Origin of the sequence: Microcystis aeruginosa NIES-2549, assembly GCF_000981785.2 — a bacterium.
Classification (GTDB): domain Bacteria; phylum Cyanobacteriota; class Cyanobacteriia; order Cyanobacteriales; family Microcystaceae; genus Microcystis; species Microcystis aeruginosa_C.
In genome coordinates this window covers 270,011-292,172 of the sequence record NZ_CP011304.1, presented here as the reverse complement: position 1 = coordinate 292,172, position 22,162 = coordinate 270,011, and the positions used below count along the sequence as shown (strand labels likewise).

The following is a 22,162-nucleotide window of genomic DNA, read 5'->3' as shown; positions in this document are numbered from 1 at the left end:
GATAACTGATAACTGATTACTGATAACTTCCCCACTGATAACTTCCCCACTGATAACTGATTACTGATAACTGATTACTGATTACTGATTACTATGCTGTAATTTCCAGAGAAAACTAGCGAGGAGATTGGTGATAATATGAGCGAGGATCGGGATTAATAAATTACCGGTGATGATGACGGTATAACCGAGGGCAAAACCGACAACAGTTGCCCAGATAACATAGGGCCATTGTTGGGAACCGCTAAAATGCAGGATCCCAAAAATTAGACTAGAAACGGTTAAACCAAAGATATTTAAGCCCAAAGCTGGCAAAATCACCCCGCGAAATAATAATTCTTCACTTAACCCCGGCAGTAATCCAATCCAAATTAAATCGGGCCATGCTAAAGGTTTAATGACTAATTCTAAGTAAGCGTTAGCACTATGGCGATAACTAGACCAAAAACGATAGAGAAGCCCACTAATTCCACTAATTGCCCCCGCTAAGGCTAATCCGAACAGGAAATCTGGGAGAGTCCAGCGAATGGCAGGAATAGCGATCGCACCGAAATATTGCCAAACTTTGGCGACTACCAGCAGGACAATCGCCGTTACCGCCATAATGGTGAGGACTTGTGTGCGTGTCAGGGGATCAAATTCGGGATTAGGGGAATTAGTCACGGATTCTCGGATAAACAGCGTAAAGAGTTTAAATTAGGGCGAAGAGATGCGAGGCTAACCCCTGCCCGTTGACAAACGATCGCACCGATCGCCTCCATATACGAGTGTACCCTAATTGCTTTCACCCCTAGGGGTTCCGGGGCTACCTTCATTCTTGTACTATTTTCCTGTACGGCAATCAGTACGGTTTTTTCTTGACAAAAACTTAAAACTGTGCTACAGCCACAGGCACTGGCGGGAACGATCAGCGCGTCCACCTCCCGGCCCCAAATAGCATCGGGACCGGGCCGCTTGACCAATTGGGGGGCGCGACTCAAACCCACCAAAACGCAGGGTAAAAAAGTATAACCGATTTCTTCGGCCGCGGCCTTGGGGGAAAGTTGCGGATCGAGGGGCAGCGGACTTAAAGCGGGAGCGTGGGCCGCCGGTATTTGGAATTGTCGCACCACCAGATGGGAAATCACCGCTTCGGCCCCGGCAAGGGGATCCACCCCCTGACCATGGCGATAATTAGCCAGGGCAATGCTATCGGGATCGTCGGGAAAACGGGCAACAATGGCGATCGCTTCCGCTCGGCCTTGCTTAATCAGTTTTTCTGCCCCCCGCAGCAAGCTGTCGGGATTGCCAATTGTTCCCCAACTGGCCCCGGAGGCTGCCTCTCGCAACTGCACATTTAAGGGGGCATCGGTGACAAGGTAATCGGTCAGATCTAAGCCTAGGGTAGCCCGGACAGCATCGGCAGCCTGAAGGTGTCTTTGCAAGAGGTCAAATTCAATGGCGCGATCGAATAGTAACCCGATGCGATTTTGATGGACGGGACTTAATCCCCAATCCCCCCGGGCAAAACGATCTAAAGCGTAACCCTCCACATAATGGGTGTTGGCCAGGGGCCAGTACAGTTGTGCGCCGTTGAGGACATTGGGATGGGTAATTAGGCGATCGCAAACTTGAGCGATCGCTCTGGCCACGGGAAGGCCATCCCCAGCATAACCGCCAATCGCTGCCCCGATGCCGGTGGGAATAATTAGTACGGCGGTATAGGGACGGGAATTCACGAGGCAGTGGTGACAATCGCTTCGACTTTGACTTGATTATTCTCGGTATCCACTTCTGTGATTGCCCAGCGCAAGGGTTCACCGCGTTTGGCTAATTCTTTTTCGATTTCTTGCTCCAGTTGTTGCGGGGTTTCCTGTAGGTCGATTTCGGCACTAATAAAGTGAGTGGTCATGGGAATAGTCCAGGATAGTTATCCCCTCAGTTTATCAAGATTTTGCCCTCTTGCGCTGGCTTATCGGCCCTCTGGGTCAGGAACCACAAAGAGACAAAGGACACAAAGATTGACCGCTACTATATAAGTTAAACTGATCACACAAAGAATAAGAGAGCCGCCTAGTTACCAGTAAGAGCGATTATCAATGGATAGTTTCTTCTGAAATCCTAACAGAATATAAAGATGTGCTTAACCGCAAAAAATTGAAAGTTCCTGATCAGAAAAAACCAAAATGTTTGAGGATGTTTACACTCTTTACAACTGCTGCTGATGTCAATCGTTAGATTGACTTACCTAGGGATAGAAAAGACGCTAAATTTTTAGCTTGTGCCATATCCTCTGGTGCTGATTATTTGATTACAGGTGATCAGGATTTTCAGTATCTACCGAACTTAGGTGTTACTCAAGTCTTTACTGTATCTCAATTTTTAGAAATCTTTAGGAATTAACTCTAAGTCAAATTAAGTATAGAGGACAAGTTCAAAATGAGTATTGAAGACGACGATAGCAAAAAACTTGAACAACAAAAACTAGAACAGCTAGAGATGGGGGCTAACCCATCCCCAAACTAGACAATTATGCTATTCTTTTTTATACATCACCTCCACCACGGTATGTACGTTACCTCTGGGATGAAAATCCCCCTTAACTTTCATCTGCAAGGGTTCGCAAGCGGCCACCAAATCATCTAAAATTTGGTTAATTGCTTCTTCGTGGGAAATATAACGATCACGATAACTATTAATATAAAGTTTAATCGCCTTTAATTCCATCACCTTTTGATCGGGAACGTAGCTAAGATAAATAGTGGCAAAATCGGGATAACCGGAAAAGGGACACTTACAGGTATATTCCGGCAGAGTGATCTGAATATCGTAATTTCTGCCTGGGCGTGGATTGGGAAAAGTAATTAATGTTCCTTCGGCAATTTCTCTTTCCCCGTACTTAACCTCAATTTTTTCGGAAGACTGAACCATGTTTTTTCCTAACTAGACAATGTTTCCTATCATAGCTGGAATATTCTCTTAAGAGGCGTTGCCGAGTCAAGAGATGAATAGTAACTCCTGCATCCTCTTGACAAATTAGCTTAGTCCAGGGTTGAAAGAATGCCGAGAAGACAATGCAGACTGAAAATCAGCCAAACCCAATTTTCAGGTAAAAAATGATCTATGATTAACTCTAAAGATACTGTAAAACTGGTTTCATGCTCTCCGAGATTAAAAACATAGCCGAGAGTCTCGCGCCCCGATTAGTGGAGATTCGCCGCCACATTCACGCGAATCCAGAGTTAAGCGGGCAAGAATATCAAACTGCCGCCTATATTGCCGGGGTTTTGTCTTCCTGTGGTCTATCGGTGCAGGAAGCGGTGGGAAAAACCGGCGTTAAGGGAGAATTGGCGGGAAAAGGCAGTGATCGAAGGATTTTAGCCATCCGGGCCGATATGGATGCCCTACCAATCCAAGAAAGAACCGATTTAGACTTTGCTTCCCGCAAACCGGGGATTATGCACGCCTGCGGTCACGATGTTCATGCTACCGTCGGTTTAGGGGTGGCGATGGTGCTTTCCCGTCTTTCGGAACCTTTGGGGGGAAAAATACGCTTTCTCTTTCAACCAGCAGAGGAAATCGCCCAGGGGGCCAGTTGGATGATCCGGGAGGGGGTGATGCGGGATGTCAGCGCCGTTTTCGGGCTGCACGTTTTCCCCTCGATTCCGGCCCGATCGATCGGAGTTCGTTACGGGGCCTTAACCGCGGCTGCCGACGATCTGGAGATTTTTATCCAAGGGGAATCCGGCCACGGGGCCCGGCCCCACGAGGCCATCGATGCTATCTGGATCGCCTCCCAAGTAATCACCACTTTGCAACAGGCAATTAGTCGGACTCAAAACCCTTTGCGTCCCATTGTCCTCACCATCGGGCAGATTAGCGGTGGTCGCGCCCCCAACGTCATCGCCGATCAGGTACGCATGGCGGGAACCGTGCGATCGCTGCACCCAGAAACCCACGCCCATCTCCCGGAATGGATCGAGAGTTTGGTCACGAATGTCTGTAGCACATATAACGCTAAATGTCAAGTAAAATATCGTCGGGGCGTGCCATCGGTACAAAATGACCAATTTTTAACTCGTTTGGTGGAAGAAGCTGGTTTAGAAGCTTGGGGACGGGATCGGGTTTTAATTCTCTCGGAACCCTCCATGGGGGCCGAGGATTTTTCCCTTTATTTGCAACAGGCCCCGGGGACAATGTTCCGTCTGGGAGTGGGTTCTCCTAACCTCCTCAATCCCCCCCTTCACCATCCGGAATTTTTAGTGGATGAGTCGGCAATTCTGACGGGAGTGATTACTTTAGCCTACGCTGCCTATAAATATTGGCAAAGGGAAGATTAAACCAGTTTTTCAAGATAATTTTATGGAAATTTGGCAAGATTTAGCTATTATAGCTTGGACAGAATTGCTGCTGGATAGTTATGAACAGTTAATCGGGCGATCGCTTTTGCCCCGGATCGGTACTGGCAAAGAACAGAGTAAAATGCTCTTTTATGCCCCTTTTGTCCTAGTTTCCCACGGTACACAAACTAATCCGATCTTTAACTATGGTAATCGCAGCGCCCTCGATCTCTGGGGTTTAACTTGGCCAGAATTATTAACAACTCCTTCGCGAGCAACGGTACAGGGAGAGGAACCCGCCCAAGAACGCCAAAAAATGCTGGATTTAGTCAAAAAAAAGGGCTATATCAACGATTATCACGGGGTAAGGATCACGAAAAACGGTCAACTATTTCGCATTGAAAAAGCGATCGTTTGGAATATCATCGATCGTGACGGCATTTACTGCGGACAGGCTGCCACTTTTGCCGATTGGATTTTTCTCTGATTTAAGCTGTACTGCCTTTAAACTCCGTCCCCACTTCCCCACTTCCCCACTTCCCTCTCCCCACTTCCCTCTCCCCACACCCCACACCCCACACCCCACACCCCACACCCCCACTGTATCGCCCCAATATGACCAACTCAGACCGAATTATTGTTCCTCTCGATGTGCCGGATTTAGAATCAGCGATCGCATTGCTCGATCTGTTGCCGGAAGTCAATTTTTGGAAAGTGGGACTAGAATTATTTGTCAGTAGCGGTGCAGAAATTCTAGGGATTCTGCAAGAAAGACAAAAAAAGAGCTTTCTCGACCTAAAATTTCATGATATTCCCAATACGGTCGCCGGGGCCTGTCGTTCCGCCAGTCGCTATCAAGTGGATTTACTCACCCTCCACGCTACGGCCGGACGGCAAGCGCTGAGGGCGGCTAAGGAGGCAATCTCTGACCTGCTATCGCCGCCAAAACTTCTCGCTATCACCGTTTTAACCAGCCTTAACGCCCGCGAATTAGCCCTCGACCTCAAAATTCCCCTAGAACTATCGGAATATGCCTTAAATCTGGCATTATTGGGCAAAGAATCGGGAATTGATGGGGCGGTTTGTTCTCCCCAAGAAGTGGCGCAATTGCGGCGCGTCTGTGGAGAGGATTTTCTCTTAGTTTGTCCCGGAGTTCGTCCCTCCTGGTCAAGTAAAGGGGATCAAAGTCGGGTGATGACTCCGTCCCAAGCGATTAAAGCTGGGGCTGATTATCTAGTAATTGGACGACCGATCACCGGTGCCGAGGAGCCAAAGGTAGCATGGGCAAAAATTTGTCAAGAATTAGCCGACATTTAGCTGTATTACTGGTTATTTTCGGGATTAACTTCCCAGCAGTTAGTCGTCCTCTTTCTAGCTGTCCGGAGGATTTAAATCTTTTAGTCGATCGCCTCTTGTCAGATTTACCCGGTTATGCTAATCGAGTTATTACCCGTTCCCAAATCGACCAAAAATTATCTACACCGGTTTTTGTGATTATTGCCGGTCGTCCCGAATTTGCACCCCTACCTTTAACTGCTAGTCAATATTCCGGTCAAATTGCCGATGACACTCAACAGGTTTTTTTTACGACTTTAGAGCGTCAGTATAGCAAAAATCGCTCTGTCAGCCTCCAGAATTATCACTGGTTATTTTTAACTAAAACTGGGGAAGGATGGCGATTAGTGACGGTTTACAGTCAATTAGCTGCCCTTGAACCCGCTCAAGTCCCCTTACCTCCCCTAGAAACCAGCCAAGGCACCATCGGCCAAGCGGTGCGTCTCTGGCTGCGGGACTGCGAAGCGGGGACATTGCGCTAAATTCGCTCGGCCAAAACAAAGCGATCGAAACCTGCTAGGTCGTTAATAATCTGAATTTGTCGATAATTGCCCTGATTTTCCAGCATTTGCGCTACTTTTTCCCCTTGACCGGCTCTCATTTCCACTAGCCAAAGGCCTCCCGATCGCAGATAATCGGGAGCAGTGGCCACTAGATAGCGCAGCGCGGTCAATCCGTCTTCACCTCCATCGAGGGCCAAACGGGGTTCATGTTCCCGCACTTCAATTTGTAAGTCGAGGATTTCTGCACTGGGAATATAGGGAGGATTGGACAGCATACCGCTAATCTGTCCCTTCCACTTCTCTAGGGGTGTCCACCAAGAACCCTGTTTTAAGATAATTCTGTCGGCAAAACCCGTCTTGATGATATTCTCTTTGGCGATCGCTAAAGCCGTTTGACTGTAATCAGTAGCATATATTGCTGCTTTTGTCAAGATACTAGCTAAACCAATAGCGATCGCACCGCTACCGGTTCCCAGATCTACCCAGATTCCCCCCTCGTCTCCTCTGACGGTTTCTCCAACGATATCGATTAATAACTCGGTTTCGGGACGAGGAATTAAGACCCCCGGGGAGACTTTCAGGGTAAAGTTACGCCAGACCACCGATTCGAGCAAATACTGCAAGGGAACCCTTGATTGCAGGCGTTTTTGCCAGCGTTCAGTAATTTCCGACCAAGAATAACTCAAGGGGATTTTTTCTCGTTCCCGAAAGGATTGTAAGCGCAGGGAAAGATTATCTAAATCTGTCACTGCTTGCAGAAAGATATCCACTTCCTTGGCCGATATTTGCGCTTGCGCTAAATCAGCGATCGCCTGTTGGCGCCATTGACTTAATTCTTGACCGGAAATACTAGCAGACACAAGGCTTAACGATTGGGGGCGGGGGGATTATTGGTATTATTATTAGGGCGTGGCTGATTTGCCGGGGGTTGGTTGGGAGCATTTTGGTTAATATTTGCTCGGATAAAATTAAGCATTTCTTGGCTAGGAAAGAGGATAATTTTAGTAAAAAATTCATCGTTGCTTTGTTGTAGGCTGGCGATGACAGTTTCTAGGGGAACAACATCAATTTTTACCGTGGCCGCTTCTGCGGGATTATCTTTTTTGTATTGTTCTACCATTTGCAAAGCGGTGGCTTTTTCAAAGAATAAAGGAATAACATCCTGATTATCGGGCCTGATCATCAGAAAACTACCCTCTTTTCTCGCTTTCAGCACAAATAAAGGTACACCACCTTGATACTGTTGACCTCTTTCACTGAGCAGTTTTTTCGCCGATTCTACTTCCGACTCTTTGGGAACAAAATAGATCATTAAACGATTTTGTTCGGTTTGACTGGCTTGCATTTTATAGACATCTGCCAAGGAAAAAGGCTGAACTTTACCTTTACTAGCTACTTCAGGATTCTCTTTTTTCAGTCGTTCAAAAAAGTTCTGTGCGTCCTGCTGACTGATAAAAACTGGCGTGAATTTCTGTTCTTTTTCTACGACAATTAGGGGACCTCCTTGATCATCGGCAATAGCGAAGACAGGTACAGACTGCAAGGTTTTGACGATTTGTTCTTCCGGTAAAGCGAGTGCTTTAGAGTAGCTGCCCAGCAGCGAAGTCAACATTGTCGTTCCTACTAAACCAAGGGTTGCCGTCCAACGAATGAGAGATTTCATCAAAATAATTACCTCGTTATTACTATTAACCAATATTTGCCGTTAATCTGAACTATATCGTCTACTTAACTCCTCCGATCAGGAGTTTTTTGATGAATAACCAGCCGCGAAAGTTCCCTTTATTGGCTTGCTTCTGAACCATCATAGCTAAAAAGATCCATACTTGGTCAGATGTGGTCGCAGCAGCGGCCAGGAAATAGGGGCAATTTATGGGCTGATCTGGGGAATAATAAAAATTAATTAGAGTTTTTAAGCTATATTTTCAAAAAAATCGCTTTAGCTACGGTTTAAGCTTGCTTTTGCCTTAATAAGCACCAACTTAAGATCAAAAGGCATCCTCTTGTGTGGATCAGTTAGTCAACCGGCTACCCTTTGATCTTGGCGCTGCTAATGATTTTCCGAGAGATGGCGCGGATGGGCGATCGCTAAACGCAGCCATTGATAGGAAACTAGATTTAAAATCAGTCCAATGATCAATAAAATTGCCATGAGAGCGATTTGATACCAGGCAATCGGTCTGACCAGAAGATCGGCGATCAGATGGGCTAAATTTAAGATAGAATAGACAATTGTTAGCCAGAAATGGGTTTTTCTCAAGGAACGACTTTCACTAAAATTGACCCCGATAATCGCTAACATTGGCAGCAAAAAAAAGAGTAACATTCCCCAGAAAATCGGATCGAGATTGCTGGTTTGATTACTCTCGATGATCGATTGACCATGGAAGAGTGGCATTAACCCTAGTTGCGTGTGAAATAGGGTTCCCAAGAGGAATGTTGTCCAGAGAGCGGCAATTTTTTCGGGATATTTCGCTGTTTTCACGGTAATTATCCTCTTAATCGGTTAATATAAAAGACCGGGCTAGGTGAGCAGATATTCTTAAATTTTTCCTAATCACTACATTCTAGAAAAAATTTCTGTATTTAAAAGGTCAATTTAAGTCTGAATGGCATCACTATCTGATCCATTAGATGCTAATTCTAAACTCCCCAGATATTATTTTGCTGTCAGAAACGACGCTCAGAACTACCACAAAAATGATGTTGATGTAGTGCGAATTTAGCCTACCCTGAAATCGAGGGTCTTGAAAAGAGGGCGAACGAGGGGACTCGAACCCCCGAGTGGTGGAACCACAATCCACTGCCTTAACCACTTGGCTACGCTCGCCGTACACCTTTCCAAGTATAGCACAAGACGAATGGTTGACAAGAGGTTTTTTATCCTAATTCGGGCTATCGTTAGGGTAAGTGAGTGATGATTTGAGAGCTTATGAAATTGGCGCGGTTAGGGGGAATGGTGTTAGGAGTGGTTTTAGGGGGAATTGCGGGGATATTGCTGACAACTAACCCCAATCGTCAAGATTACGAACAATACGCCTCCCAGACGTTAACTAGCTATCTTAAGGATAATGTCTGCGCTCGGGCGCAAGCTTCCATCGAGGTGCAGGCTCTCTTGCGGGGTTACTGTAAAATGTTGGTGGATACGGGTCATCCTTTTTTACAAGAAGCGATCGCCACTAACACATCTAGAAAGAATTTTCTCATTTTCAGCGTTTATCAAACGGAATTATCGTTCCCTCCCCCTTTACCTAGTTATCACTTCAGCACCGTCGGTTTTTTGAACAAATTATACATCTACGAAGCTTTAGAACTGTAGTCAGACAATTAGAATTTTGGTACTGATTGTATTGTAGTGGTGATAGCTGAAACTTTTGCTAATTGGGCATTGTAGTCAGATAAAGTACCAAACAGCCCCAAGGTGATTCTCAATTTTTCACCCTAACCCAAAAAGTCAAACATTTACGGAAAAAAGCAGACTTTGCCATTCCAAAAGTACAGGAATCGGGATACTGAGAGAGCGGGGATTGTCTAGGGGTAGGGAAAGCTCGATCGCTTCGGTAACGGGTAGCTGTGCTAAGATATCCCGCATCTTGTATTGACCAACGTTAGCTGCGGGTGATTCTTGGGCAAAAGCATCCTCAGCCGCTAAAATTTGCCCTTTAGCAGTGGTTATCGTTAATCTTTCTGGGTGAAGAAACTCAATCCCCTCTGGAAATCCCACCAAGCGCAAACTAATTTCTACCGTTTCCCCATCTTTAACTCGTTTAAATAACACCACCTGCCAAGGACTACCGACATCATCGCGCAAACTATGACGGGATTGATATAACAGCTGCCCCGGTCCTTCTAGCTGTTGTCGAGTTAGAGCTAGTGCGGACAAGGAAAAATCGATTTGAAGGCTAATAAATAGCAAAAAACTGACGAGAACACAAAATAATAATAGAAATCGTTTCATAACTTTATTGACATTAGCTAAAAAATGTGATAGGAGCTTCGGCCCTTGAGCTAAATTAATATAATTAGGGTTTGCTGAAAAAGTTTGTTGGTGGGAGCAGGGTGTAGGGTGTAGGGTGTAGGGTGTAGGGTTTTACCGATTTTCAGGTAGTCAATTACCTAATTTTCAGGGGAAAAGTCCCGGAATTTTCCCCCTGAGTACTCCCGGTCTCGGCACTTTTGGATTTCAAAAAGGTCTAAAAGTCTTATCCCACAAGGTTTTTAGATTTATTCAGCCAACCCGAAATAAATCCTCGCTCCGCCATTGCCTTGATTCTCCCTGATAATTATGGGACTTTTTGCCCGTCACCAAAACCTCCGTCAGTGGTTTAAATCCCAACACTTCGGACGTAGCGCGACCGATAGTCGCTATGCTTTACTGGTCGCCTGTTTAATCGGAATTCTCTCCGCCCTTGCCGCTATTATCCTGAAATTGGGCATCGGTTGGTTAGGTGGTTGGCGGGTGCATCTAGTAGCCAATTCCTCTCCTTTCCTAGTTTTGCCCCTCGGCGGTTTTCTGCTTGGTTACAGCGCCGGCTGGATTGTGGAACACTTCTCCCCCGCAGCCGCCGGGGGTGGTATTCCCCAAGTAAAAGCGGCCCTAGCTAAATATCCTTTGCCCCTGTCTTGGCGCGTTGCCGTCGTAAAAATGATCGGGGCGATCCTGATCCTTGGCGGTGGTTTAACCCTTGGTCGTCGGGCCCCCACGGTACACATCGGGGCAGCCCTGGCGGCCCAATTAAGCGTCTGGCTGCCCACCAGTCCCGATCACCGTCGTCAGATGATCGCAGCCGGGGCAGCTGCGGGGTTAGCGGCCGGTTTTACTACTCCCATCGCCGGGGTCCTCTTTGTGATCGAGGAATTAATGCGCGATGTTTCCAGTATGACCCTAGAAACGGCGATCGTGGCTTCCTTTACCGGGGCCGTGGTTTCGATGATGCTGCAGAATACCCCCTCGATCATCACTGAATATGCCAATATTAGCTTCTCTGCCCAAGAAATACCCATTTATTGCCTTTTAGGGGCTTTAGCGGGCTTATTGGGGGCTTTATTCAATCAAGGCATCCTTTTTTGTAGCCAGATGCAGCGGCGTTGGCGGTTATCTTTAGCTTGGCGCATCGGTCTGGTCAGTGGCTTATCGGGAACGGTAGTGGCTTTTTTACCCGACTTTTTCCGAGATAATACGGGTTTACGCGAATTTTTGCTGGCAGGGGAATTAAGTTGGCAGAATACCGCCCTCGCTTTTGTGGTCTATTTTTTCCTGACGATGATCTCCTACAGTTCCGGCGCCCCTGGAGGACTCCTCGCCCCCGCTTTGGTGTTGGGATCCTGTTTGGGGTTTCTGGTGGGGGGAATCGAGACGAAAATTATGGGTTTCGGCAGCGAACCTAGTTATGCTTTAGCGGGTATGGGGGCTTTTTTTACGGGAGTAGTCAGGGTTCCAGTAACGGCGATCGTGATTGTCTTTGAACTGCATCACAATTTTAATGTTGTGCTGCCCCTGATGTTGACCTGTGCCGTTTCTTATATCACTGCCGAAAGCATTCTACCCGGTTCCCTCTATCAGCATTTGCTTTCCGCTAGTGGTATTATTCTCAACGAGGAAACCCCTGCTAATGATGTGCTGGCCCATCTGTCGGCTATAGATGTGATGCAATCGCAGGTGGAAATTCTGGCGGCAGATTTACCCCTGGGGGAAGTGGTGAAAATTATGTCCCGTTCCCATCATCGCGGTTTTCCCGTGGTGGAACAGGGGCGACTATTGGGGATTTTTACCCAAAGTGATCTGGATAAATGGCGATCAAAAAACAGTCAAACCGTCCTGCGGGAGATCATGACTCCCAATCCGATTACGGTGGCCCCCCAGGCAGCGTTAACCGATGTTTTATTTCTGTTAAATCGCTATCAGCTTTCCCGTTTACCCGTTACCGACGGTCAAAAACTGGTGGGGATCATCACCCGCACCGATATTATCCGGGTGGAAGCTGATCAATTAGGGGGGGTTTGTCAACTGCCCCAACGCAGTACCCCTTCCTATGTGGTTTATCAAACTCGTTCCCCGGCTGTGGGAATAGGCCGGATTTTATTACCCATTGCCAATCCCGACACCGCTACCGCTTTGTTTAAAATTGCTGTTGCAATCGCCCGTGAACGCAATTATGAGATAGATTGTCTGTATGTGATTACTGTGCCTCGTCTTAGTTCTCCGGCGGAAGTCAGGGTAGATACGCGGGAAGGACGCAAATTACTTCATCGTCTAGAAAGATTAGCCCGACAGCAGAATATCTCTGTTCATACACAAATTTCGGTGGCTCAGGATATCGCCGACGGGATTTTAGCCACGATTCGCGAACGACACAGCAATTTATTAATTATGGGTTGGACGGGGGAAAGATCGACTACTGGGGCGATTTTTGGGTTTTCAGTCGATACTTTGATCGCTGAGGCTCCCTGTGAAACCATCTTGGTAAAATTGGGGACAAAGGATTGTTTTCCCAACGATCCTAATCGGGAAAGGATTTGGCTGATTCCCACTGCCGGCGGTCCCAATGCTCAACGCGCCTTAGCATTATTGCCTAGTTTGCTGTCTTTGTCCGAGTCTTCGGATCATCCCAAACTTTGGTTATGTAAAATCTATTCTCCGACGGAGTTACTGCCAGATCTGTCTATTTTGGAAGTTTTACAAGCATCTTTACAGAAAGCGATCGCACAGCCGATTGTGCCTTTACCGATTCGTTCGGCCTCTCCGGCCGAGGCGGTAATTAATCTGGTAGAATCGGAGGATTGTTCTTTGGTGCTTTTGGGTGCATCTAGGGAAAGTTTGCTCAATCAGTTCTTAAATGGCAATATCCCCTCGACGATTGCCCGTGCCGTTAACTGCACTGTCATTCTCGTGCGAGGGGAATTATCGGAGTAGGTTATTAGCTAGGCGGAAGCTAAAGTTAAACCGAAGGGTACGGTATTGTCAATTTTCGCCCCTTGACTTTCCTCTAGGGAATGGGGATAAAATACTTCCCTGTCCAGTTGACCGTCGGAGTCATCGTCATCCCCATCGCTGATATAAAGGCGTTCACAGGGGATATTATCGGAAAGGATGGCACTGGCCATCATCCCGGTATGAATCTCTAAGAAAGCATCCGCTAGGGTCTCAAATACTAAACGCTGCCCGGGGAAAACCACCCTTTCAAAATACCAGTTAGCAATATTGGTGATGCGAACAATTTGAATATGATTGGTCGCATTGACATAGCAACAAAGAATACTATTTTTCTTGCCGTTGGGGAGGGGATCGAGAATCTGTGCCATAGCAATCGGGGTGATCTTAAAGTGGGTTTGTCATCGCTCCTTCACCGTAACATCCTTTGATCCCCGATAGCTGTAAAGATGATTACATTACTCTGATAAAAATCTACCGATAGCTTTTTCTGGTGATAGAAAGCGGTTTTTATTAAAAAATAATTAAATTTAACTAATGCCTAGTTTTGGCTATTTGTCAAGGGGGTAACTGCGCTTTTTTGCTGTTTTTCTTGATTTTTTGCCCAGCTATTTAGGGTCAATCCTAATTTTCAGGGAAAAAGTACCTGAATTTTCCCGCTGCTCACTCCCAGATCTGGTATTTTTTGATTGACAAAAAGTCTAAAATTCTTACCCAACAAGGTTTTTAGATTTATTCAGCCAGCCCTAAGTATGCGCTCTCTGATTCTATCTTTTAGTCCCTGTTCGGTAACAATATCAACAACATTGTCAAGTTCACTACCGTTTAGCGGACTAAGCTGCACTGAATTTAAACTGCGTATTGAAAATTTAGTACAAATGCTCAAACTGCCTCTCCCTGCTCCCTGCTCATAGACAGTCTTAACGAGTAATTTAGATATAGCGTTTCTCGCATCTGTGCGGCACAGTTAAACCTTTGCTGATTAAGCTGTTCAGGATCGAGAATGTACCTCGTGTGAATCAGAAATGCTATAGTCAACAGCTTACCACCTAAACTCGGTAGCTGGAAAAAGGTTAATTGTCTCAGTTGCTGATTTTAGCCTCTAGATTAATCATCGAGAATTGAGCAAGCGATCGCATTTATGATCTGATTTTAATTTATTGAGGGTCAGTAAGAATAGCGATAATTGACATTTCTTAAGACCTTATCTCCGACCACTGATAATTAATATTAAGATAGAAAAAAACTTTCTAAAATCTGCTTAGATAAAGATAAATATTGACATTTGCTGTTAAATTAGTCAGCTTATCGCGCCAAATTTGCTAACCATGCCTTCCAGCAATCAAACCCCAGAAAACCAATCGCGTGAACTGATTGACGAACAATTGCGTCAAGCGGGATGGTCTGTCCAAGATAAAAAAGAAATCCACTTCAATACCAGTTTAGGGGTGGCTATCAGGGAATATCCAACCGATGGCGGATTCGCTGATTATGTCCTGTTTGTGGATAGAGAACCCGTCGGTATTATTGAGGCCAAACGAGAGGAAAAAGGCTTCTGTTTAACGGTAGCGGAGGAACAATCAAACAAATACGCTAATAGTAGGCTGAAATATATCAATAACCGGCCCCTTAACTTTATTTACGAAAGCACAGGCAAGCTGACGCGCTTTACCAATCGCCGCGACCCGAAACCTCGTTCCCGTCTTGTTTTTTCCTTTCACCAACCCGAAACCCTGCAAGAATGGCAAGATAAACCCAAAAGCTTGCGGGATAAACTGCAAGATATTCCCCCCCTTGACCCGAATGGACTAAGAGAATGTCAAATTAAAGCTATTACCAACTTAGAAGCCTCCTTTAAGCGAAATTTTCCCCGGGCCTTGCTGCAGATGGCCACGGGAAGCGGCAAAACCTTCACCGCTATTACCGCTATTTATCGTCTCCTAAAGTTTGCCGATGCCAAACGGGTGTTATTTCTAGTCGATACCAAAAACTTAGGAGAACAAGCTGAAGGGGGGTTTAGGAATTTTGTTCCCAATGATGATAACCGAAAATTTACCGAACTTTACAACGTTCAGCGATTATCCTCCAGTTATCTGGCCAAAGATGCTCAGGTCTGCATCTCAACCATTCAAAGACTGTATTCTATCCTTAAAGGCGAAAGTCTCGATGAGGCTGCCGAACAAACCAACCCGAATGAATTAGTACAAGGGAAACAACCCGTCCCCGTGGTCTATAATCCGAAAGTTCCTCTTGAATTCTTCGATTTTATCGTCATCGATGAGTGTCATCGCTCGATTTACAACGTTTGGCAACAGGTTTTATTATATTTCGACGCTTTTCTGATTGGTTTAACCGCCACTCCCGACGTGCGGACATTTGCCTTTTTCCATGAAAATGTGGTTAGTGAATACAGCTACACACAAGCGGTAATGGACGGCGTAAACGTGGTTTATCAAGTCTATATTATTGAAACGGAGATAACCAAGAATGGCGGGCGTATTCTCAGGGAATACATCGAAAAAAGGGAAAAATTAACCCGTGAAAAACGCTGGGTACAACCGGATGAGGATATTGTCTATACCGGCAAGCAACTTGACCGAGATGTGGTCAATCCCAGCCAAATACGCCAAATTATCCGCACCTTTCGCGATAAACTGCCAGAATTATTTCCCCATCGCCAAGAAGTCCCGAAAACCCTGATTTTTGCCAAGGATGACAGCCATGCTGACGATATTATTCAGATAGTCCGGGAAGAATTTAGCGAAGGGAACGATTTTTGCAAAAAAGTTACCTATAAATCGCCAGAAGACCCGAAATCTGTGCTTTCTCAGTTCAGAAATTATTTTAATCCCCGTATCACCGTTACAGTCGATATGATTGCCACGGGAACCGATATTCAACCCCTTGAGTGTTTAATTTTTATGCGGGATGTCAAATCTCGAAACTACTACGAACAGATGAAAGGACGAGGTACACGCACCCTTGACCATGATGGTCTCAAAAAAGTCTCTCAATCCGCCCTTTCTGCCAAAACTCACTTTATTATCATCGATGCTGTCGGTGTGGAACAATCAGCCAAAACCGATAGCCGGCCCCTGGAAAGAAAATCCAGTGTCCCCTTAAAAGACCTGATGATGGGCATTATGATGGGAACAGACGATAGCGATGCCTATATCTCCCTAGCCTGTCGTTTTGCGCGATTAGAACGACAAATCACGCCAAAAGAAGCTGAAAAGATAAAAGAAATCACCGGAGGGGCAACTTTGGGAGATATGGCCAAAGCCCTGCTTAATGCCACAGACCCCGATAATATTGAGGATAGGGCTAAAGAAACCTATCAAACCACAAATCCGACCCCAGAACAGTTAAAAGCGGCGGAAAAAGCCCTTACTCGTGCAGCTGCCGGCTATTTGACTGGGGAATTGAGTCATTACCTTGAGAATGTGCGGAAAGTACACGAACAGTACATAGATACTCAGAATCTGGATAGGGTGACATTCTCAGGATGGAGTGAAGCGCAACGGATAGACAATCAAGCCCTAATAAATGACTTTAAAGCCTTTATTGAGGCAAATAAGGACGAAATCACCGCCCTGCGTATCCTCTATAACCTGCCCTATCAACAGCGTCCCGTCACCTATAAAATGGTCAAGGAGGTCTTAGATATTCTCAAAAAAGACCGCCCCAACCTAGCGCCAGTGAGAGTATGGGCAGCCTATCAACAGATAGAAGCGGTGCCAAGCAATCCCACCAGTGAGTTAACGGCATTAATTGCCCTAATCCGGCGTGTTATTGGCTTAGATGAGGTTTTAACCCCCCATGAAAAACGCATCGATAAAGCTTTTCAAACTTGGGTTTTTCAAAAACAGGCGGGCGCATCAGTAAAATTCAATCAAGAACAGATGCAATGGCTACGGGCAATCAAGGAACATATTATCAGTTCTTTTGCCTTAGAGCGAGAGGATTTGGACTATACCCCTTTTGATAGTATGGGGGGAATCGGTAAACTCCATCAGCTTTTTGGCGATGAGATGGAGGCTATTATCGAGGAATTAAACACCGCTTTAGTGGCATAAAATACGAAATCAAAAGGACTCCTAAATCATGAAACATAAAATCATTCTCTATCAATCCGAAGAAAGCTGCAGCGTCTGTTGTCGGGGGTTGCCCGGTTGTTGGTCCCAGGGAGAGACAGAGAAAGAAGGGTTAAGCAACATTCAAGACGCAATTACTGAATATTTGTCAGTTATTGAGGAATTATTTCCTACAAATTAAGGAGTAAATATGACCTTACAAGATGTGATGGAATTAGCCAACTCAAATTATTCAGATTTACCCCCGGGGTGGACTAAATCAGCTATTGAAGAATTGATCGGTCATGATGGTATATTCTGTGATGGTGATTGGGTAGAGTCAAAAGATCAGGATCCTAATGGTGAAGTAAGGTTAATTCAGCTTGCTGACATTGGAGATGGATTTTTTAAGGATCAATCAGATAGGTTTTTAACTTTTAAAAAATCTATTGAATTGAATTGTACTTATCTACAAAAAGGAGATATTTTAGTAGCAAGACTTCCTGATCCTTTGGGACGTGCTTGTATTTTCCCTTTAAGTGGAATCAAAAAATTTGTTACAGTTGTAGATGTTTGTATTATTAGGAATAATAGCAACTTAATTAATTCACAATACTTGCTATATTTGATAAATTCTCCTCAAACTAGATTAGAGGTCGATAAATATAAAAGTGGTTCTACCAGAAAAAGAATTTCAAGGAAAAACTTTGCTAAAATTCAATTTCCAATTGCTCCCCTACCTGAACAACATCGAATTGTCGAGAAAATTGAAGAATTATTCTCAGAATTAGATAACGGGGTTGCATACCTTAAAAAAGCGCTAGAACAACTAAAAACCTACCGTCAAGCAGTGTTAAAATGGGCATTTGAGGGCAAATTAACCGAAAAATGGCGCAACACACATCAAGACAGTCTAGAGGATGCCGATACCCTATTAGAACAGATTAAAGCTGAAAGAAAACGCCATTATCAGCAACAATTAGAGGACTGGAAACAAGCACTTAAAGAATGGGAAAATAACGGCAAGGAAACCAAAAAACCCACCAAACCCCAACAGCCAAAAGATTTACCTCCCCTCACCAAAGAAGAATTAAGCAATTTACCCAGTTTACCTAATGGTTGGATGTGGGTGAAAGTTGAAGAACTTGGAGAGGTACAATTAGGAAGACAACGTTCACCTAAAAATCGTTCAAAAGACTTTCCAACTAAGTATATTCGTGCTGCAAATATTACAGAGAAAGGTCTTAATCTAGATGATATTATGGACATGGAATTTACCCCATCAGAACAGGAAAGATATAGATTAAAATATGGCGATATTATTTTGTCTGAAGCTTCTGGAAGTTCCGAACAAGTTGGTAAACCTGCAATGTGGAAAAATCAAATTAAAAATTGTTGTTTTCAGAACACTGTGATTCGTCTCAGACCTATTTGTATATCAAGTGAATATCTTCTTAATCTCTTTCTAAGCTATTATCGTAATGGTGTTTTTTCCCAAGTAGCATCTGGTGTAGGGATTAACCATTTAAGTGCGAATAAATTTTCCTTGATTACTGTTGCTATTGCTCCTATGCAAGAACAAACGCAAATCGTGCAAGAAATCGAATCAAGATTATCAGTATGTGACCAATTAGAAGCCACACTCACCGAGAACTTAGACAAAGCAGAAGCATTGCGCCAAAGCATCTTAAAACGGGCCTTTGAGGGGAAACTCGTACTATGATTAGGAATGATTAAATGAGGACTATGATTGAGGGATTGATGGGATGCTCAATTCAAAAACTTTTGATATTCGTAGTAAAATCTAATCATAGCCAATCAAAAAATCACATAAATCACAGTACGGATTGATGGGGTGATAAAGTGGTCAAAAAATCTGATACTTGTAGTAAAATCTAATCATAGCCAATCAAAAAATCACATAAATCACAGTACGGATTGATGGGATGCTCAATTCAAAAACTTTTGATATTCGTAGTAAAATCTAATCATAGCCAATCAAAAAATCACATAAATCACAGTACGGATTGATGGGGTGATAAAGTGGTCAAAAAATCTGATACTTGTAGTAAAATCTAATCATAGCCAATCAAAAAATCGTATCAAGTCAATAGCATGAGTTACGTTTCTTCTCAATATCCAGACAGCGAATTAACGGGTAAAATAATTGGTTGTGCCATGGAAGTACACCGCATACTAGGAAACGGCTTTCAGGAAAAAATCTATCAACGCGCCTTAGCCATAGAAATGACATATCAAGGACTTTCCTTTAGTCAAGAACACGAAATGAATATCATTTATAAAGGAACACATATCGGCACAAGACGAGTTGATTTTTTTGTAGAAGGAAGGATAATGGTAGAAATCAAAGCCGTCATTAAACTTGAAGATGTTCACCTCGCACAAGCCATTAATTATATAGAAATTTATAGACTTCCCATCGGTTTACTAATTAACTTTGGCTCAAGAAGCTTAGAATTTAAACGAGTCATGAAACCAAAACCAAAACTATGATTAGGAATGATTAAATGAGGACTATGATTGAGGGATTGATGGGGTGATAAAGTGGTCAAAAAATCTGATACTTGTAGTAAAATCTAATCATAGCCAATCAAAAAATCACATAAATCACAGTACGGGTGGTTAGAAAAATTATGTGACCCGTAGTAAAGTCTAATCATAGCCAATCAAAAAATCACACAAATCACAGTACGGGTGGTTAGAAAAATTATGTGACCCGTAGTAAAGTCTAATCATAGCCAATCAAAAAATCACATAAATCACAGTACAGAGAATGAATAAAATGATAGAATCATCAAAAATTCTGATACTAGCAGCCGAATCTAATCATAATCCATCAAAAAATTAAACAAATTATAGTTATGAATACCGCCTCAATTGTGTCAAAAGTTTGGAGTTTTTGTAACACCCTGCGGGATGATGGGGTCAGTTATGGGGACTACCTTGAACAACTCACCTACCTCCTATTCCTGAAAATGGCTGATGAATACGCCAAACCGCCCTATAATCGCAAAATCGGCATCCCCTTTGAATACGACTGGCAAAGTCTGCGCAGCAAACGAGGGGCCGACCTCGAAGCTCATTACCTCGGCATATTACGCGAATTGGCGCAAAAAAAAGGCTTATTAGGGCAAATCTTCACCAAAGCTCAAAACAAAATCCAAGACCCTGCCAAACTGCTCAAAATCATCACCATGATAGATGAAGAAAACTGGGTGATGATGGAAACGGATGTCAAAGGCGACATATACGAAGGACTTCTAGAAAAAAACGCCGAAGACACCAAAAGCGGCGCCGGCCAATACTTCACCCCCCGGCCCTTGATTTGGGCCATGGTAGAATGCTTGCGTCCCCAACCCATGGCAACTATTGCTGACCCTGCCTGTGGAACCGGCGGCTTTTTTCTGGCAGCCTATAACTTTTTGGTCAAAAATTATCCCTTAGACCGAGAACAGAAAGAATTTCTCAAAAAAAGCACCTTTCACGGTAATGAAATCGTCGCCAATACAAGACGCCTGGCATTGATGAATATGTTTCTGCATAATATCGGCGATATTAACGATGAGCAATGCTTTATCGCCTCCACCGATGCTCTGATTGCTCCTTCTCCCCTTAGCGTCGATTATGTCCTTGCTAATCCCCCTTTCGGCAAAAAAAGCAGCCTAACTTTTACCAATGAAGACGGGGAACAGGACCGAGAAGACTTAACCTATAATCGTCAGGATTTTTGGGCAACCACTTCTAATAAACAACTCAACTTCGTCCAGCATATTCGTTCCATGCTCAAAAGCAGAGGACAAGCTGCCGTCGTTGTCCCCGATAACGTCCTTTTCGAGGGTGGCGCCGGGGAAACCGTCCGCAAACAACTATTATCAACCACCGACCTGCATACTATCCTCAGATTACCCACCGGCGTATTTTATAAACAGGGAGTGAAAGCCAACGTCATCTTTTTTGATAATAAACCCGCCGCTAAAGACCCTTGGACAAAAGCCATCTGGTTTTATGACTTTCGCACCAATATTCACTTTACCCTCAAGAAAAACCCCTTAAAACCCGCCGATTTACAGGACTTCATCACCTGCTATCATCCCCAAAATCGTCATCAACGCAGCGAAACCTATTCAGAACAGAATCCCGAAGGACGTTGGCGAAAATTCACATATAATGAGATTATCGCCAGGGATAAAACCAGCCTCGATATATTTTGGCTCAAAGATAAAAGTTTAACCGACCTTGACAACCTGCCTGACCCCGATGTGCTGGCTTTGGAGATTATGGAAAACCTCGAAGCTGGATTAGAAAGCTTTCGGACAATTGTGGACAGTTTAGAAGTCACCGAGACTTAATGCTTCCAACTTCCATCGGGGAAGGTGAGAAATTCTAGACTAATACACTTGTTCGCACCATTAATTCTATCAAAAACCCCAGAAGGGAACCGTCTATCTGGCCACGGGCGATCGAGATTTTCTGGTATTGTAAAGTTTCAATCCAATTTTGATGGTTTTGCCATTGCTATTTTAGTCCCCCAGACGGGAATCGCCCTGCCTAACCGTGCTAGTGGTTTTAGCCTCGAATTCGGTCATCCTAACCCCATTAACCCCGCTAAACGCCCTTTTCATCTGATTATCCCCAGTTTTCTCCGTTGGGATGATGGTAATTTTGATGGGTGCGCCGATGCAACCCCAAAGCCCCCGATAAATGGCGGTAAACATGGTTGACCATCATTTCAATCCTCAAACCGCCCTTGATGCCCCTAGATGGCGATTTTTACGGGGAAACAGCGTACTTTTAGAAAGGGGTGCAGCCCCCGAATTACTCCCCGGATTAACCCCCAGAGTCCATCAGGTAGCGATCGCAGATTCCTCCCATTTTGGCAAGGGTCAAATTATCCGGCAAATTGCGAACCTCGGTCCGATGGGTTAGCTTTGGGATACTAAACTAAAAAAAAGCTCGTGTTGAACACGAGCTAAATTAACT

At 44.5% G+C, this 22,162-nt stretch carries 23 protein-coding genes and 1 tRNA gene; 14 read left to right on the top strand and 10 right to left on the bottom strand.

The window, feature by feature from the left end:
- Positions 1-81 precede the first annotated feature (81 nt).
- From myaer_RS01505 to myaer_RS21480, 3 genes are read right to left on the bottom strand one after another with little or no spacing between them, the layout of a single operon-like run.
- The gene (locus tag myaer_RS01505; RefSeq protein ID WP_046660662.1) at positions 82-663 is read right to left on the bottom strand and encodes a CPBP family intramembrane glutamic endopeptidase; all 582 of its coding nucleotides are present in this window, start codon (positions 661-663) and stop codon (positions 82-84) included.
- Entirely contained in the window at positions 660-1,718 is a 1,059-nt protein-coding gene (locus myaer_RS01500) for a DUF3326 domain-containing protein (protein ID WP_046660661.1), read from the bottom strand. The genes myaer_RS01505 and myaer_RS01500 overlap by 4 nt, the downstream gene beginning before the upstream one ends.
- The gene (locus myaer_RS21480; RefSeq protein ID WP_008196917.1) at positions 1,715-1,891 is read right to left on the bottom strand and encodes a hypothetical protein; all 177 of its coding nucleotides are present in this window, start codon (positions 1,889-1,891) and stop codon (positions 1,715-1,717) included. Before myaer_RS21480 ends, myaer_RS01500 begins: the two co-directional genes overlap by 4 nt.
- A 326-nt stretch (positions 1,892-2,217) precedes the next feature.
- On the opposite strand from myaer_RS21480, the gene myaer_RS22620 reads away from it, so the two are divergent.
- Positions 2,218-2,382 (top strand): putative toxin-antitoxin system toxin component, PIN family, encoded by a 165-nt coding sequence (locus myaer_RS22620; RefSeq protein ID WP_080949700.1) that lies wholly within the window; start codon positions 2,218-2,220, stop codon positions 2,380-2,382.
- Between the two features lie 132 nt (positions 2,383-2,514).
- On the opposite strand, the gene queF is transcribed toward myaer_RS22620, so the two are convergent.
- Positions 2,515-2,910 (bottom strand): preQ(1) synthase, encoded by a 396-nt coding sequence (gene queF / locus myaer_RS01490; protein WP_002740916.1) that lies wholly within the window; start codon positions 2,908-2,910, stop codon positions 2,515-2,517.
- Positions 2,911-3,137: 227 nt separating this feature from the next.
- Here queF and myaer_RS01485 point away from each other — a divergent pair, with 227 nt between their 5' ends.
- The 4 genes from myaer_RS01485 to myaer_RS01465 all read left to right on the top strand — a co-directional run bounded on the left by myaer_RS01485 (position 3,138) and on the right by myaer_RS01465 (position 6,136).
- Positions 3,138-4,319 (top strand): M20 family metallopeptidase, encoded by a 1,182-nt coding sequence (locus myaer_RS01485; protein WP_046660660.1) that lies wholly within the window; start codon positions 3,138-3,140, stop codon positions 4,317-4,319.
- 22 nt (positions 4,320-4,341) lie between these two features.
- Entirely contained in the window at positions 4,342-4,806 is a 465-nt protein-coding gene (locus myaer_RS01480; RefSeq protein ID WP_046660659.1) for an MEKHLA domain-containing protein, read from the top strand.
- A gap of 128 nt (positions 4,807-4,934) precedes the next feature.
- The gene (gene pyrF / locus myaer_RS01470) at positions 4,935-5,636 is read left to right on the top strand and encodes an orotidine-5'-phosphate decarboxylase (RefSeq protein ID WP_046660658.1); all 702 of its coding nucleotides are present in this window, start codon (positions 4,935-4,937) and stop codon (positions 5,634-5,636) included.
- On the top strand, positions 5,600-6,136 hold the full coding sequence (locus myaer_RS01465; RefSeq protein ID WP_046660657.1) for a hypothetical protein: 537 nt from the start codon (positions 5,600-5,602) through the stop codon (positions 6,134-6,136). Before pyrF ends, myaer_RS01465 begins: the two co-directional genes overlap by 37 nt.
- Here myaer_RS01465 and prmC read toward each other — a convergent pair.
- The 4 genes from prmC to myaer_RS01445 all read right to left on the bottom strand — a co-directional run bounded on the left by prmC (position 6,133) and on the right by myaer_RS01445 (position 8,987).
- On the bottom strand, positions 6,133-7,017 hold the full coding sequence (gene prmC, locus myaer_RS01460) for a peptide chain release factor N(5)-glutamine methyltransferase (RefSeq protein WP_046660656.1): 885 nt from the start codon (positions 7,015-7,017) through the stop codon (positions 6,133-6,135). The two genes, myaer_RS01465 and prmC, sit on opposite strands and share 4 nt — an antisense overlap.
- A 5-nt stretch (positions 7,018-7,022) precedes the next feature.
- Positions 7,023-7,820 carry a Tic22 family protein gene (locus myaer_RS01455; RefSeq protein WP_046660655.1) on the bottom strand — a complete coding sequence of 266 codons (798 nt, stop codon included), beginning with the start codon at positions 7,818-7,820 and terminating at the stop codon, positions 7,023-7,025.
- A gap of 387 nt (positions 7,821-8,207) precedes the next feature.
- Positions 8,208-8,642, bottom strand: a complete 435-nt coding sequence (locus myaer_RS01450) for a hypothetical protein (RefSeq protein WP_046660654.1) — start codon at positions 8,640-8,642, stop codon at positions 8,208-8,210.
- Positions 8,643-8,914: 272 nt separating this feature from the next.
- Positions 8,915-8,987 (bottom strand) — tRNA-His (locus myaer_RS01445).
- Between the two features lie 102 nt (positions 8,988-9,089).
- Between myaer_RS01445 and myaer_RS01440 the strand changes: the two genes are divergently transcribed.
- Entirely contained in the window at positions 9,090-9,476 is a 387-nt protein-coding gene (locus myaer_RS01440; protein WP_046660653.1) for a DUF4359 domain-containing protein, read from the top strand.
- Between the two features lie 135 nt (positions 9,477-9,611).
- Here the strand turns inward: myaer_RS01440 and myaer_RS01435 are convergent, their stop codons facing one another.
- Positions 9,612-10,115, bottom strand: coding sequence for a DUF3122 domain-containing protein (locus myaer_RS01435; protein WP_046660652.1), 504 nt, complete (start codon positions 10,113-10,115; stop codon positions 9,612-9,614).
- Between the two features lie 327 nt (positions 10,116-10,442).
- Between myaer_RS01435 and myaer_RS01430 the strand changes: the two genes are divergently transcribed.
- A complete protein-coding gene (locus myaer_RS01430) occupies positions 10,443-13,070 on the top strand; it encodes a chloride channel protein (protein ID WP_046660651.1) in 2,628 nt (875 codons plus the stop codon).
- Positions 13,071-13,078: 8 nt separating this feature from the next.
- Here myaer_RS01430 and myaer_RS01425 read toward each other — a convergent pair whose 3' ends face one another.
- Complete coding sequence (locus tag myaer_RS01425; protein WP_046660650.1) at positions 13,079-13,459, bottom strand: DUF1830 domain-containing protein; 381 nt, start codon at positions 13,457-13,459, stop codon at positions 13,079-13,081.
- A 957-nt stretch (positions 13,460-14,416) separates the two neighbouring features.
- Between myaer_RS01425 and myaer_RS01420 the strand changes: the two genes are divergently transcribed.
- The 7 genes from myaer_RS01420 (at position 14,417) to myaer_RS01390 (ending at position 22,108) form a co-directional block, all read left to right on the top strand.
- Positions 14,417-17,164: a type I restriction-modification enzyme R subunit C-terminal domain-containing protein gene (locus tag myaer_RS01420; protein ID WP_046660649.1), complete on the top strand. Its 2,748-nt coding sequence runs from the start codon at positions 14,417-14,419 to the stop codon at positions 17,162-17,164.
- Between the two features lie 28 nt (positions 17,165-17,192).
- Positions 17,193-17,363 carry a type II toxin-antitoxin system HicB family antitoxin gene (locus myaer_RS01415; RefSeq protein WP_071846397.1) on the top strand — a complete coding sequence of 57 codons (171 nt, stop codon included), beginning with the start codon at positions 17,193-17,195 and terminating at the stop codon, positions 17,361-17,363.
- Positions 17,364-17,372: 9 nt separating this feature from the next.
- On the top strand, positions 17,373-18,884 hold the full coding sequence (locus myaer_RS01410) for a restriction endonuclease subunit S (protein WP_046660648.1): 1,512 nt from the start codon (positions 17,373-17,375) through the stop codon (positions 18,882-18,884).
- A gap of 392 nt (positions 18,885-19,276) precedes the next feature.
- Positions 19,277-19,675, top strand: coding sequence for a GxxExxY protein (locus tag myaer_RS01405; RefSeq protein ID WP_046660647.1), 399 nt, complete (start codon positions 19,277-19,279; stop codon positions 19,673-19,675).
- Positions 19,676-20,043: 368 nt separating this feature from the next.
- Positions 20,044-21,531: an HsdM family class I SAM-dependent methyltransferase gene (locus myaer_RS01400; protein ID WP_046660646.1), complete on the top strand. Its 1,488-nt coding sequence runs from the start codon at positions 20,044-20,046 to the stop codon at positions 21,529-21,531.
- A gap of 48 nt (positions 21,532-21,579) precedes the next feature.
- Positions 21,580-21,903, top strand: a complete 324-nt coding sequence (locus tag myaer_RS01395; protein ID WP_235614793.1) for a gamma-glutamyltransferase — start codon at positions 21,580-21,582, stop codon at positions 21,901-21,903.
- A complete protein-coding gene (locus myaer_RS01390; RefSeq protein ID WP_174236440.1) occupies positions 21,896-22,108 on the top strand; it encodes a gamma-glutamyltransferase in 213 nt (70 codons plus the stop codon). Before myaer_RS01395 ends, myaer_RS01390 begins: the two co-directional genes overlap by 8 nt.
- The last annotated feature ends 54 nt before the right edge of the window (positions 22,109-22,162 follow it).